At 65.5% G+C, this 13,401-nt stretch carries 13 protein-coding genes; 1 reads left to right on the plus strand and 12 read right to left on the minus strand.

The features are described from left to right. Positions 1-155 precede the first annotated feature (155 nt). Complete coding sequence (locus FOC67_RS20150) at positions 156-1,106, plus strand: aldo/keto reductase (RefSeq protein ID WP_003107361.1); 951 nt, start codon at positions 156-158, stop codon at positions 1,104-1,106. Between the two features lie 87 nt (positions 1,107-1,193). Here FOC67_RS20150 and FOC67_RS20155 read toward each other — a convergent pair whose 3' ends face one another. The 12 genes from FOC67_RS20155 to ndk form a co-directional block, all read right to left on the minus strand. After that, positions 1,194-1,781 carry a YidB family protein gene (locus FOC67_RS20155; protein ID WP_009313456.1) on the minus strand — a complete coding sequence of 196 codons (588 nt, stop codon included), beginning with the start codon at positions 1,779-1,781 and terminating at the stop codon, positions 1,194-1,196. Between the two features lie 133 nt (positions 1,782-1,914). Continuing rightward, positions 1,915-2,709 (minus strand): amidohydrolase, encoded by a 795-nt coding sequence (locus FOC67_RS20160; protein WP_009313455.1) that lies wholly within the window; start codon positions 2,707-2,709, stop codon positions 1,915-1,917. Then, a complete protein-coding gene (locus FOC67_RS20165; RefSeq protein WP_003092784.1) occupies positions 2,697-3,845 on the minus strand; it encodes a pyridoxal phosphate-dependent aminotransferase in 1,149 nt (382 codons plus the stop codon). The genes FOC67_RS20160 and FOC67_RS20165 overlap by 13 nt, the downstream gene beginning before the upstream one ends. A gap of 296 nt (positions 3,846-4,141) precedes the next feature. Further along, a complete protein-coding gene (gene der, locus FOC67_RS20170; protein ID WP_003092786.1) occupies positions 4,142-5,623 on the minus strand; it encodes a ribosome biogenesis GTPase Der in 1,482 nt (493 codons plus the stop codon). Positions 5,624-5,700: 77 nt separating this feature from the next. After that, complete coding sequence (gene bamB / locus FOC67_RS20175) at positions 5,701-6,843, minus strand: outer membrane protein assembly factor BamB (protein ID WP_003092789.1); 1,143 nt, start codon at positions 6,841-6,843, stop codon at positions 5,701-5,703. A gap of 1 nt (position 6,844) precedes the next feature. Continuing rightward, positions 6,845-7,489, minus strand: coding sequence for a YfgM family protein (locus tag FOC67_RS20180; RefSeq protein ID WP_003137855.1), 645 nt, complete (start codon positions 7,487-7,489; stop codon positions 6,845-6,847). Between the two features lie 26 nt (positions 7,490-7,515). Continuing rightward, positions 7,516-8,805 (minus strand): histidine--tRNA ligase, encoded by a 1,290-nt coding sequence (gene hisS, locus FOC67_RS20185; RefSeq protein ID WP_009313454.1) that lies wholly within the window; start codon positions 8,803-8,805, stop codon positions 7,516-7,518. A gap of 18 nt (positions 8,806-8,823) precedes the next feature. After that, positions 8,824-9,939 (minus strand): flavodoxin-dependent (E)-4-hydroxy-3-methylbut-2-enyl-diphosphate synthase, encoded by a 1,116-nt coding sequence (ispG, locus tag FOC67_RS20190; RefSeq protein WP_003092800.1) that lies wholly within the window; start codon positions 9,937-9,939, stop codon positions 8,824-8,826. After that, positions 9,936-10,967: a RodZ domain-containing protein gene (locus FOC67_RS20195; RefSeq protein WP_009313453.1), complete on the minus strand. Its 1,032-nt coding sequence runs from the start codon at positions 10,965-10,967 to the stop codon at positions 9,936-9,938. Before FOC67_RS20195 ends, ispG begins: the two co-directional genes overlap by 4 nt. Further along, on the minus strand, positions 10,964-11,722 hold the full coding sequence (pilF, locus tag FOC67_RS20200) for a type 4a pilus biogenesis protein PilF (protein WP_003092804.1): 759 nt from the start codon (positions 11,720-11,722) through the stop codon (positions 10,964-10,966). The genes FOC67_RS20195 and pilF overlap by 4 nt, the downstream gene beginning before the upstream one ends. Before the next feature lie 17 nt (positions 11,723-11,739). Continuing rightward, positions 11,740-12,879, minus strand: a complete 1,140-nt coding sequence (gene rlmN, locus FOC67_RS20205) for a 23S rRNA (adenine(2503)-C(2))-methyltransferase RlmN (RefSeq protein WP_003092809.1) — start codon at positions 12,877-12,879, stop codon at positions 11,740-11,742. A gap of 24 nt (positions 12,880-12,903) precedes the next feature. Then, positions 12,904-13,335 carry a nucleoside-diphosphate kinase gene (gene ndk / locus FOC67_RS20210; protein ID WP_003092811.1) on the minus strand — a complete coding sequence of 144 codons (432 nt, stop codon included), beginning with the start codon at positions 13,333-13,335 and terminating at the stop codon, positions 12,904-12,906. Positions 13,336-13,401 lie beyond the last annotated feature (66 nt).

The following is a 13,401-nucleotide window of genomic DNA, read 5'->3' on the forward strand; positions in this document are numbered from 1 at the left end:
TGAAGCTTTACCAGGGCCGGCATTGGAAAATCCCGGCAACCGGCAGAGTCTATAGGACGCTGCGCGCCGGCTGAACATTCCGCGCCCGCCGGGAGTCACAGCAAGACGTGCGAACGAAAGCGCCCACACAGGACCGCACTCAGGAGGGATGACGCATGACCACACGCAAACTCGGCAACTCCGGCCTGGAGATACCGGCACTGGTATTCGGCGGCAACGTCTTCGGCTGGACTGCCGACGAAAGCACCTCCTTCAGGCTGCTGGACGCCCTGCTCGACGCCGGCCTGAACTGCATCGACACCGCCGACGTCTATTCGCGCTGGGTTCCCGGGCACCAGGGCGGCGAGTCGGAAACCCTCATCGGCAAGTGGCTGAAACGCACCGGCAAACGCGACCGCATGGTGATCGCCAGCAAGGTCGGGATGGACATGGGCAATGGCCACAAAGGCCTATCCGCCGCCTATATCGAGCAGGCCCTGGAGCGCTCGCTACGACGCCTGCAGACCGACTACCTGGACCTCTACCAGTCGCACACCGACGATCCCCACACCGACCTGGAGGAAACCCTTTCCACCTATGGCGAACTGATCAAGAAAGGCAAGGTACGGGTCATCGGCGCCTCCAACTACGACGCCCGGCGCCTCCTCGAAGCGCGCCAGGTCAGCGCCCGGCTTAACCTGCCGAGCTACCAGAGCCTGCAACCCGAATACAACCTGTACGATCGCGCCGACTACGAGACCAACCTGGAGCCGACGGTGGAAGAACTCGGTATCGGGGTGATCAGCTACTACTCGCTGGCCAGCGGCTTCCTCAGCGGCAAGTACCGCAACCAGGCCGACACCGCCGGGCGAGCCCGGGGAGAGAAGGTGAAGGGTTATCTCAACGAGCGCGGCGTGGCCATCCTCGCGGCGCTCGACGAAGTGGCCGAGCAGTACAACGCCAACCCGACCCAGGTCGCCCTGGCCTGGCTCATCGCTCGCCCGACGGTGACCGCGCCGATCGCCAGCGCCACCAGCCTGGAACAGCTCGACGACCTGATCGCCGCCACCCACCTGAAGCTCGACGAACAGGCGATCCACCGCCTGGACAGCGCCAGCGCCTATTGACCGACCTGCCGTCGAGGGCGGCCTCGCCCCGTTGAGTGGAGCGGATAACCGTATCGCGGCTATCCGTTCCGCATCGACGGGAAAACCTTAGCTGAAGCGCGCCAGCAGCGAACCGATGTCCAGGTCGCCCTGCGGCGCCTGGCCGTCCGGCGTCAGCTTGTTGACCAGTTCCGGCAGCAGGCTGCTCAGGTGTTCGGCCGCCTCGCCCTGGCTGACTCCGGCGGAGTCCGCCAGTTGCTGCAATTGACCGTCGCCGAAGACCCGGGAAATGTCCGCCGCCGACACCGACTGGTTCGGCCCAGCGCCGATCCAGGAATTCAGGGCATCGCCCAGGCCTGCGTTCTGGAGCATCTGGAACAACCCGCCGAGTCCGCCCAGTGAGCCGGCCTCCACGCCCGGCGCCGCCTGCCCGGCACCGCCCGCGGCGCCACCGAGCAGATCGCCGAGGACGCCACCCAGCCCGCCGCTCGCAGCCCCACCGCCGGCGCTACCAAGGATGCCGCCCAGCGAACCGAGCAGACCACCGCCACCGCCACCGCCCTGTGCCGCACCGCCCTGGCGCGACATCAGCATGGTCACCAGCCCGATCAACAGGGCCACTTTCGGATCGCGAGCACCTCCCTGTCCTTCAGAGCCACCCAGCGCCGAACCGAGAATCGAATCGAGCAGTCCCATTGGTCTTCCTCCTGATCTGATGCCCACGGCGCGGCGCCGCGGGATACGGGTAACTCCATTCCCGGCACTGCGCCATCATGCGCAGCGCCGGGTCATGGCCTCGGACATCGACCGGAAGCGGACGTTCCGGCACTCAAGGATGGATTTCGAAGCGATCCGCGTCCATGTAGGCCGGGAAACGCTGGCGATAGGCCGCCAGTGCCGCCGCGTCCAGCCGGACGCGGAACACGCCGTCGGCGTCCGCCGCGTTGAACAGGCTGTCGCCCTGGAAGTCCAGGACCTGGCTATCCCCAGCGTAGCGCAAGGCGTTGCCGTCTTCGCCGATACGGTTCACCGCCACCACGTAGCAAAGGTTCTCGATCGCCCGCGCCGGCAGCAGGCGGTTCCAGTGCTGTCGACGAGGCGCAGGCCAGTTGGCGGTGTAGAGCAACAGGTCGGTGTCGTGCGGGTCGCGGCTCCACACCGGGAAACGCAGGTCGTAGCAGATCAACGGGCGCACCCGCCAGCCCTTGAGTTCGAACAGTTCCTGGCGTTCGCCGGGACTGTAGTGCTCGTGTTCGCCGGCCATGCGGAACAGATGGCGCTTGTCGTAGTGCAGCATCTCGCCGTCCGGACGCGCCCAGAGCAGGCGGTTGCGATGGCTGCCGTCGGCGAGCTGGACGATCAGGCTGCCGGTGACCACCGCGCCAAGGCGCCGGGCCTGCTCCAGCAGCCAGGCATGGGTCGGCCCCAGCTCGGGCTCGGACTGCTCGGCCGAAGCCATGCTGAACCCCGTGGTGAACATCTCCGGGAGGACCACCAGGTCGGCGCCGGCGGCGCTCTCCAGCAGGGCGGCGAAATGCTCGCGGTTGGCCTGGGCGTCGTGCCAGGCCAGGGAGGATTGGACCAGGGCGATGTCCAGGTCCGGCAGAACCGTCAGATCGCGCATAGCTTTTCCGCTGCCTGACGCAGCGTCTCCTCGCGTTTGGCGTAACAGAACCGGACCAGCCGCATGGCGTCCGGCGCCTTTTCATAAAACACCGAAACCGGGATCGCCGCCACTCCGTGTTCGCGGGTCAGCCACTCGGCCATGGCCACGTCGTCCAGGTCCGGACGGACGGCCGAATAGTCCACGCACTGGAAGTAGGTGCCCGGCGCACGGGTGAAACGGAAGCGAGAGTCCAGCAGCAGGTCGCAGAACAGGTCGCGCTTGGCCTGGTAGAAACCGGGCAATTGCCGCAAATGTTCGGGATGGCCGGCCATGTAGTCCGCCAATGCCCATTGCAGCGGCGTGACGCCACAGAAGTTGACGTACTGGTGGACCTTGCGCAGCTCCGCGCTGAGCGCCGGCGGCGCGACCACGTAGCCGGTCTTCCAGCCGGTGACGTGGTAGGTCTTGCCGAACGAGCTGACCACGAAGGAGCGCGGATACAACTCGTCGTGGGACAGCACGCTGGTATGGGCGACACCGTCGAACACCAGGTGCTCGTAGACCTCGTCGCTGATCAGGTAGATATCCCGGTCGCGAATCAGCGCGGCCAGGCGGTCCAGTTCCTCGCGGTTGATCAGCGCGCCGCTGGGGTTGTGCGGGGTATTGATGATGACCAGCCGGGTACGCGGCCCGATGGCCTCGGCCATGCGCTGCCAGTCGATGGAGAAGTCCGGCAGCGCCAGCGGCACGTGCACGCAACGCCCGCCGGCGAGTTGCACGGAGGGTTCGTAGCTGTCGTAGGACGGGTCGAGTACCACCACTTCGTCGCCCGGATGGACCAGCGCCTGGATCGCGCTGAAGATCGCCTCGGTCGCCCCCGGCGTGATGGTCACCTCGCTGTCGGCGCTCACCCGGCGTCCATAGAACTGCTCGATCTTCTTCGCCACCTGCTCGCGCAGGGCCGGCAAGCCGGTCATCGGCGCGTACTGGTTGTGCCCGGCGGCGATATGCCGGCCTACCGCCTCGCGTAGCTCCGGCGGACCGTCGAAATCGGGAAAGCCCTGGGAGAGGTTGATCGCGCCACACTCGGCGGCCAGTTGCGACATGCGGGTGAAGATGGTGGTGCCGACATTCGGCAGCTTGCTCTGAATCATCGGGACTTCCTGCAGAGACTCGCCGGACAACAGCCCGGCCAGACGGGTGGCAGGGCAGGATAGCCGATCCGGGAGCGACGCTGCAGGGGCACGCCTTAGAAAAAACCGTGGCCGCTTCAGGTCAGAGGGGAATATGCGCCAGGCGATGGCGCAGGACGAACAACCGCCTCGCGATCATTCGTCGCCACGACAGGGAATCGGCGGTCAACGCCGGCGGCCTGGCTCTACAGCCGCGGCCAATGAAAAAGGCCCGACAGGGATACCCGCCGGGCCTTTCGACGAAGGAAACGCCACCCTCAGCGGCGCTTGTCCTTCTTCTTCTTCTCGGCTTTCTTGTGGTGCGACATCAGCCGGCGCTTCTTGTTGACCTGGCGCGCGGTCAGCGAGTTCTTCTTGCCCTCGTAGGGATTCTCGCCGCCCTTGTACTCGATGCGGATCGGCGTACCGACCAACTTCAATACCCGCCGGTAGGTCTTCTCCAGGTAGCGGGTATAGGCCTTCGGCACCGCGTCCACCTGGTTGCCGTGGATCACGATCAGCGGCGGGTTGGCGCCGCCCAGGTGGGCGTAGCGCAGCTTGATCCGGCGACCGTTGACCATCGGCGGCTGGTGCACCTGCACGGCGTCCTCGAGGATGCTGGTCAGGCGGCTGGTCGGCCAGCGGGTCACCGCCGAACGGAAGGACTCCTGTACCGACTTGTAGAGATGGCCGACGCCGGTGCCATGCAGGGCCGAAATGAAATGGATGTCGGCGAAGTCGACGAACAGCAGGCGCCGCTCCAGTTCGGTCTTCACGTAGTCACGCTCGGCCGCCTCCATGCCATCCCACTTGTTCAGGGCGATGACCAGGGCACGGCCGGTCTCGAGGACGAAGCCGAGCAGGTTGAGGTCGTGCTCGACCACCCCTTCGCGGGCGTCCATGACGAAGATCACCACGTTGGCGTCCTGGATCGCCTGGAGGGTCTTCACCACCGAGAACTTTTCCACCGCCTCGAAGATCTTGCCGCGACGCCGCACGCCAGCGGTGTCGATCAGGGTGTACTTCTCCTCGTTGCGCTCGAACGGGATGTAGATGCTGTCGCGGGTGGTGCCGGCCTGGTCGTAGACGATCACCCGCTCTTCGCCGAGCATGCGGTTGACCAGGGTCGACTTGCCCACGTTGGGCCGGCCGATGATGGCGATCTTGATCCCGTCCTTCTCGCTAGGACCGGGAATCCGGGTCGGTTCCTCGCCTTCGGCGACCTCTTCGCTCGCCGGCTCGCCCTCGCCTTCTTCCTCCGCGTTGTCCTTGGGGAAGATCCCCAGGGCTTCCTGCAGCATATGGTTGATGCCGCGACCGTGGGCGGCGGCGATCGGCAGCGCATCGCCCAGGCCCAGCGGGCTGAACTCGGCGCGAGCGAGATCGGGATCGATGGTGTCGACCTTGTTGGCGATCAGGAAGCTGCGCTTGTTCCGCTTGCGCAGGTGCTCGGCGATCATCTGGTCGGCGGCGGTCATGCCGGCGCGCGAATCGACCAGGAACAGGACGGCATCCGCCTCCTCGATGGCCTGCAACGATTGCTCGGCCATTTTCGCATCGATGCCTTCCTCATCGCCGGAGATGCCTCCGGTATCGATGACGATATAGGTGCGGCCCTGCCAGCGCGCCTCGCCGTACTGGCGATCGCGGGTCAGGCCTGCGTACTCCGCCACGATGGCGTCGCGCGACTTGGTCAGGCGGTTGAACAGAGTGGACTTGCCGACGTTCGGGCGACCCACCAGGGCAATAACGGGAACCATGCGGCTCTCCACGAGAATTCAGAAAACACAAAGGCCGCTGACGTCGGACGGCAGCGGCCGGACACTTGAAACCCAGTCTAGCGGATGGTGTAGGCGACGAGCTTGCCACCGTTGCCGAACACGTACATCCAGCTCCCGACCACCAGCGGACGAACCCGCACGCCATCGCTGTCGACCCGCTCGCGACCAACGAAGCGACCGTCCACCTGGCTCAGCAGGTGCACGTAGCCTTCCAGGTCGCCGACCACCACGTTGCTGGAGAACACCGCCGGAGCCGACAGTTGGCGACGCGCCAGGGCGTCGTTGTTCCACAGCGAAGAAGCGCCGCGCGAATCCAGGCCTTCCACCGAACCGCTGGCCTGGCTGACGTAGATATTGCCGAAGCCTTCGGCGACGCCGACGTAGCTCGACGCTTCGCGCTGCCAGAGCAGGCGGCCGCTGTTCACGTCCAGCGCCGCGGCACGGCCCTGGTAGCTGACCACGTAGAGGGTGTCGCCGGACAGCAGGAGGCCGCCGTCGATGTCCACCACGCGATCCAGTTCGGAACGCCCCTGGGGAATCGCTACCCGCTGCTCCCAGATCGGCAGGCCGCGCTGTACGTCGACCGCCACCACCTTGCCGCTGGCCAGGCCAGCCAGGGCCATGTTGCCGGCGATCAGCGGCGCGCCGGTGCCGCGCAGGGTCAGCACCGGCACGGTGCTTTCGTAGATCCAGCGCTGGTCGCCGCTGGCCGCATCGAGGCCGATCAGCTTGTCGTCCTGGGTCTGCACCACCACCACGTCGCCGTTGGTGGCCGGCGCCGACAGCACTTCGCTGTTGACTCGCTTGGTCCACTTCTTCTTGCCGGTGGCTTCGTCGAGGGCGATCACGTCACCGCGCAGGGTACCCACCAGCACCAGGCCGTAGCCAACGCCGACACCGCCGGAAACCGGACGCTCGAGGTCCTTCTTCCAGAGCACGTCGCCGGTTTCGCGCTGGATCGCCATCACCCGCCCTTCGGCGGACGCGGCGTAGATGGTGGAACCATCGACGGCCGGTTCGAGCAGGTTGTACAGGTCGCCCTGGCCATCACCGACCGAGCGGCTCCACTGCTTGCTCAACACGACTTCCTCTTTGAAGTCGGTCAGTTCGGCGGGCGGGAGTTCCTTCTTGCTGTTGCTGCTGCAACCCACGACCGCCAGGGCCAGGGCGAGCAGCGCCGCGTGTTTCCATTGCACCATCTCAGGCCTCTCCCTTGGACAGGTCGTCGAGCTTGATCTGCAGGGCATCGCCGGCACCGTCTTCGGGCAGCGACTGCTTGGCTTTCTCGTAGGCCGCGCGGGCCTCGTCGGTGCGCTTGAGCTGCACCAGCAGGTCGCCCTTGAGCTCCTCGCGGGTAGAGACGTAGGCCTTGTCGGCGTCGCCATCGAGCAGCTTCAGGCCTTCCTCGACCTTGCCCTGGGCCGCCAGGACCCGGGCCAGGCGCTGCCGCGCCAGTTCGCCGAGGGTGGCGTCGGCCGGCTTGTCCATGACCGCCTTCAGCTCGGCAACGGCGTCATCCAGCTTGCCGCTGTCGACCGCGACCTTGGCCACGAACAGGCTGCCGTACTGGGCATAATGGGTGCCGCCGAACTCGCTCTTCAGCTTGCCGGCCAGCTCCGCCACCTTCGCCGGATCCGGCTGGCCGGCCGGATTCAGCGCGGTTTCGATCAGTTGCTGGTAGACGATCGAGGCGCCCTGCGCCTGGTTGGTCTGGTACTTCTGCCAGGCCTGCCAGCCGAATACCACTGCCAGCGCGAGGATGCCGCCGGTGACCAGGGGCTTGCCGTTGCGCTGCCACCAGTCCTTGATCTGCGCCAGGTCTTCGTCTTCGGTACGCGATGTCACCCCAATCACTCCTATTCTTTATGTTCTCAAGCCTGTGCCAGACAGGCTGCCAGGTGCTCGGGCAGAGCATCCCAGGCAATGCTTTGTTGCTCGCCCTCGTCACGCAGGGGCTTGAAACCTACCACGCGATTGGCCACCTCGTCCTCCCCGAGGATCAGGGCAAAGCGCGCGCCGCTCTTGTCGGCCTTCTTGAACTGGCTCTTGAAGCTGCCGGCGCCGGCGTTGACCAGCAGGCGTATGCCGGGAATGGCGCTGCGCAACTGTTCGGCCAGGGTCAGGGCGGCCAGCTCGGCCGGTTCACCGAAGGCGCAGACGTAGAGGTCGGCCGGACGGTTCAGTTCGGCGGGGATCACCCCCAAGGTTTCCAGCAGCAGCACCAGGCGTTCCACGCCCATGGCGAAACCGACGCCCGGGGTCGGCTTGCCGCCGAACTGGCTGACCAGCCCGTCGTAGCGGCCACCGCCGCAAACGGTGCCCTGGGCGCCAAGCTTGTCGGTGACCCACTCGAAAGCCGTGCGGCAGTAATAGTCCAGGCCGCGCACCAGCTTCTGGTTGATTTCGTAGCGCAGTCCGACAGCATCCAGGCGGGCCTTGAGACCCTCGAAGTGGGCGATCGATTCTTCGTCGAGATAGTCGTGCAGGGTCGGCGCGCCGACCAGCAATGCCTGGGTGCTCTCCACCTTGCTGTCGAGGATTCGCAGCGGATTGGTGGTCATGCGCCGCTGGCTGTCTTCGTCGAGTTGCTCGAAGCGCTCGTGCAGATAGGCCACCAGGGCCTCGCGATAGCGTGCGCGGGCCTCGCTGGAGCCGAGGGTGTTGAGCTGCAGGGTCACCGCGTCGGCCATGCCGAGCTTCTGCCACAGGCGCCAGGTGAGGATGATCAACTCGGCGTCGATGTCCGGACCGGGCAGGTTGAAGACTTCCACGCCGATCTGGTGGAACTGCCGGTAGCGACCTTTCTGCGGTTTCTCGTAACGGAACATCGGCCCGGTGTACCAGAGCTTCTGCACCTGGCCACCGCCGCTCAGGCCGTGCTCCAGCACGGCGCGCACGCAACCGGCGGTACCTTCCGGACGCATGGTCAGGGATTCGCCGTTGCGGTCGAGGAAGGTGTACATCTCCTTGTCGACCACGTCGGTGCCTTCGCCGATGCCGCGGGCGAAGAGTTCGGTGAACTCGAGGATGGGCAGGCGGATCTCGCTGTAGCCGTAGCCGTCCAGCAGGCCGGCGAAGGTGCGTTCCAGATAGCGCCAGGCCGGAGTCTGCTCCGGCAGGATGTCGTTCATGCCACGAATGGCTTGCAGGGACTTGCTCACGTAGGGTCCTTAAACGGGTCAGCCGCGGGCGATCAGGCTCGCATCGGCTTCGGCCTTCTCGGCCGCCTTCTGGCGGATCAGCCGTTCCAGCTCGTCCACCAGGTTGTCGTTGGTCAGTTTCTGCGACGGCTTGCCGTCGATATACACCAGGTTCGGAGTGCCGCCGGTGAGGCCGACATGGGCCTCCTTGGCTTCGCCCGGACCGTTGACGACGCAACCGATCACGGCCACGTCCATCGGTACCAGCAGGTCCTCCAGGCGCCCTTCCAGCTCGTTCATGGTCTTCACCACGTCGAAGTTCTGCCGCGAACAGCTCGGGCAGGCGATGAAGTTGATGCCACGGGAGCGCAGGTGCAGGGACTTGAGGATGTCGAAACCGACCTTGATCTCCTCGACCGGATCGGCAGCCAGGGAAATCCGGATGGTGTCGCCGATTCCCTCGGCCAGGAGCATGCCCAGCCCCACCGCCGACTTCACCGTGCCGGAGCGCAGGCCGCCGGCCTCGGTGATGCCCAGGTGCAGGGGCTGCTCGATCTGCCTGGCCAGCAGGCGATAGGCGGCGACGGCCATGAAGACGTCGGAGGCCTTGACGCTGACCTTGAAGTTCTGGAAGTCCAGCTTGTCGAGATGATCGACGTGGCGCATGGCCGATTCGAGCAGGGCTTCCGGGGTCGGTTCGCCGTATTTCTTCTGCAGGTCCTTTTCCAGCGAACCGGCATTGACGCCGATACGGATCGGGATGTTGCGCTCGCGCGCGGCGTCGACCACGGCCTTGACCCGGTCCTCGCGACCGATGTTGCCCGGATTGATGCGCAGGCAGTCCACTCCCAGCTCGGCGACGCGCAGGGCGATGCGATAGTCGAAGTGGATGTCGGCGACCAGCGGCACGTTGACCTGCTGCTTGATCTTGCCGAACGCCTCGGCGGCGTCCATGTCGGGGACGGAAACCCGCACGATGTCCGCACCGGCATCTTCCAGCCGGCGGATCTGCGCGACGGTGGCAGCGACGTCGCAGGTCTCGGTGTTGGTCATGCTCTGCACGGCGATCGGCGCATCGCCGCCCACCGGGACGTTGCCGACCCAGATTTTCCGAGACTTGCGGCGAATGATCGGAGAAGCGCTATGAATGCTCATTGTCCTACCTTCAGACGGGCCGTTTCGCCGCGGACGAAGGGGGTCACGTCCACCGGCTGGCCGTTGTAGCTGACCTGGGCGCCGCGAGCGAAACCGAGGCGCAGCTCCAGCGGGGCCTTGCCGGCCAGTTCCAGGCTGTCGCCCTTGCGCTTCAGCGCGCTGACCAGGACCTTGCCGTTGGCGTCGGTGACCTGGGTCCAGCAATCGGCGACGAACTGTACCTTGACCACCCCCTGGCCCTCGCCGGCCACCACGGGCGCGGCGGCAGGTTCGCTCGGCGTTGGCGGGGCCGTCGCCGGAACGGCTGGAGCATTACCGGGAGCGGGAGCCGTGCCGGCAGGCGCGGCGGTAACGGGCTGCTGGGGCGCGGAGGGGGTGCCCTGGGCCGGAGCGGCGGGAACCTGCGCGCCCTCGCTCGCCACCGGCGGCGAACCCTCGGCCTGGGCGGCGACTTCCGGAGAAACCTCGGCGGGCGCTTGCTCGCCTTCCTTCTGCGCTTCGATCACCGCCTGGTCTTCAGGCTCGTCCAGGGTATGGATCTCGGTGGTGCCGTCGGCGCTTTCCACTTCGACATGCTCGAGGCTCAGACCGGCGGTTTCCGGCGTGCGCGCGGAATGCTCCTGCCACCAGAAGTAGCCGAAGCCGATCAGCAGGGCGAGCAGTAACAGACTGACGATACGCAGCACGTTGCGCGACAGGCGCACCGGCTCGGCGACCCGTCCCAGGCTCTGTACGGTGCTGCCGCTGGCATTGGTGCCGGTGAAATGGTCGAAGCTGTTGACCAGCTCGGCCTGGTCGAGGCCCATGAGCTTGGCGTAGGCGCGGATGTAGCCGCGCGAGAAGGTGTGCCCCGGCAGCTTGTCGAACGCGCCGTTTTCCAGCTGACGCAGCGAATTCTCGGTCAGGTTCAGTTGCCCGGCCACCTGCGACAACGACAAGCCCTTCTGCTCGCGCGCCTGGCGCAGGGTTTCCCCGGGGTTCTGACGGGAAGCGGTGGCTACGACTTCGGGCTGCGGCGCTTTCATCATTTTTCCGCCTGGAATTCCTGATATTCGGGAGAGCCTGGGTACAGGCGTTTCAACTGCAGGCCATAGCTGGCGGCCGTGTCGCGGTCCTCGAAGACCTTCGCGAGACGAATGCCCAGCAACAGGCTGCGGGCGTTCTGCCCGCCGCCCTGGGCAAAGAGATCATAGTACTGGCGAGCCGGCACGTACTCGCGCTCCTTGTAGAGCAGGTCGGCCATCTCCAGCGCGACGCTGGGCTGGTTACGGTTCAGACGCAGGGATTTCTCGAAGTACTCCTTGGCCTGGGCCGGTTTCTTCATTTGCAGCGAAACCAGGCCGAGGTTCTCGAAGACCCGCGAGCGCTCGGGATAGAGGGTGTCCTGGCTGGCCTCCAGGAGACGCTGATAGGCCTCCTCGTAGCGCTTCTGCTCGTAGAGGAAACCGCCGTAGTTGTTCAGTACCCGGGCATTGCGGCTATCGCTGGCGAGCGCCTTGCGGTACTCCTCGTCGGCCAGCTTGGGCTCCATCTCGGTCTGGAACACCACCGCCAGCGCGGCATGCGCGTCGGCGCTGGAAGGGTCGATCTCGAGGGCCTTGCGCAGCGGCACCTTGGCCTGCTCGGTGTTCCCCCGCTGGAGATAACCGAGGCCGAGCTGGATATAGGCATCGCGCGCCTCGTCACGGCCCTTGTCGGTTTTCAGGGGATTCTGATCTCCGCTCGTCACGCAGCCTGTCAGCCCAACTGCCAACAGGAACACCAGCGCGGCGCGTACAGTCATCGGAACCCTCCTCTCACTCAATTTCGATTCGCCGCCGACTCGGACTCGGCCAGTTGGCGCACGGCAATATAACGTTCGCTCCGGCGGGTACGATCCATGACCTGGCCGACCAGCTGGCCACAGGCTGCGTCGATGTCGTCGCCGCGGGTGGTACGCACGGTCACGTTGAAGCCGCCCTTGTGCAACATGTCCTGGAAACGCCGGATGGCATTGTTGCTCGGGCGCTCGTAGCCGGAGTGCGGGAATGGATTAAACGGAATCAGGTTGATCTTGCAAGGCGTGTCTTTCAGCAATGCGATCATCTGCTCAGCATGCTCGGGCTGATCGTTGACATCCTTGAGCAGGGTGTACTCGACGGTCAGCACGCGCTTCTCGCCGAGCCGGGAAATATACCGGCGGCAGGCATCCAGCAGCATGCCCAGCGGATACTTCTTGTTGATCGGCACCAGCTTGTTGCGCAACTCGTCGTTCGGTGCGTGCAGCGACAGGGCCAGGGACACGTCGATCACCTCGCCGAGCTTGTCGATCATCGGCACCACGCCGGAGGTGGACAGGGTCACCTTGCGCTTGGAAATACCGTAGCCGAGGTCGTCCATCATGATGTTCATGGCGGCGACCACGTTGTCGAAGTTCAGCAGCGGCTCGCCCATGCCCATCATCACGACATTGGTGATGGCGCGGTCGATCTTGGCCGGAACGGTACCGAACGACTTGTTGGCGATCCACACCTGGCCGATCACCTCGGCGGCGGTGAGGTCGCTGTTGAAACCCTGCTTGCCGGTGGAGCAGAAACTGCAATCCAGGGCGCAGCCCGCCTGGGAGGACACGCACAGGGTGCCGCGTCCGCCCTGGGGGATGTACACGGTCTCGACGCAACTGCCGGACGCCACCCGGACCACCCACTTGCGGGTGCCGTCGGCGGAAATATCCTGGCTGACGATCTCGGGACCGCGTATCTCGGCTGAGGCCTTGAGCTTTTCGCGCAAGGCCTTGCCGACGTTGGTCATGGCGTCGAAATCGTCGACGCCAAAGTGGTGAATCCACTTCATGACCTGGCCGGCCCGGAAACGCTTCTCGCCGATGGACTCGAAGAACTGTTCCAGCTGCGGCTGGGTCAGGCCCAGCAGGTTCACCTTGCCGGCGGTGGTCGTTGTCATGGTTTCACCCTCACCCACGCTCGATCAGCGAATGCGCTCGCAGACTTCGGTAGCCGCGAAGAAATAGGCGATCTCGCGAGCGGCGGAAGCTTCGGAATCGGAACCGTGGACGGCGTTCTCGTCGATGGAGACGGCGAAGTCGGCGCGGATGGTACCGGCGTCGGCTTTCTTCGGATCGGTGGCGCCCATCAGCTCGCGGTTCTTGGCGATGGCGTCCTCGCCTTCCAGAACCTGGACTACAACCGGACCGGAAGTCATGAAGGAAACCAGGTCCTTGAAGAACGGACGCTCTTTGTGCTCGGCATAGAAGCCGCCGGCTTCACGCTCGGACAGCTGAACCATTTTAGCGGCGACGACGCGCAGGCCGGCTTTCTCGAAGCGGGTCAGGATTTCGCCGATCACGTTCTTGGAAACGGCGTCCGGCTTGATGATGGACAGGGTGCGTTGCAGTGCCATTGGTAAAACTCCGAAACAAGGTTGTCTAGCATGGGCGGCCCCGCCAGCGGGGCGGGACGCCGTGAT

The organism is Pseudomonas sp. FDAARGOS_761, from assembly GCF_013343155.1.
In the GTDB taxonomy this organism is placed as follows: Bacteria; Pseudomonadota; Gammaproteobacteria; order Pseudomonadales; family Pseudomonadaceae; genus Pseudomonas; species Pseudomonas aeruginosa.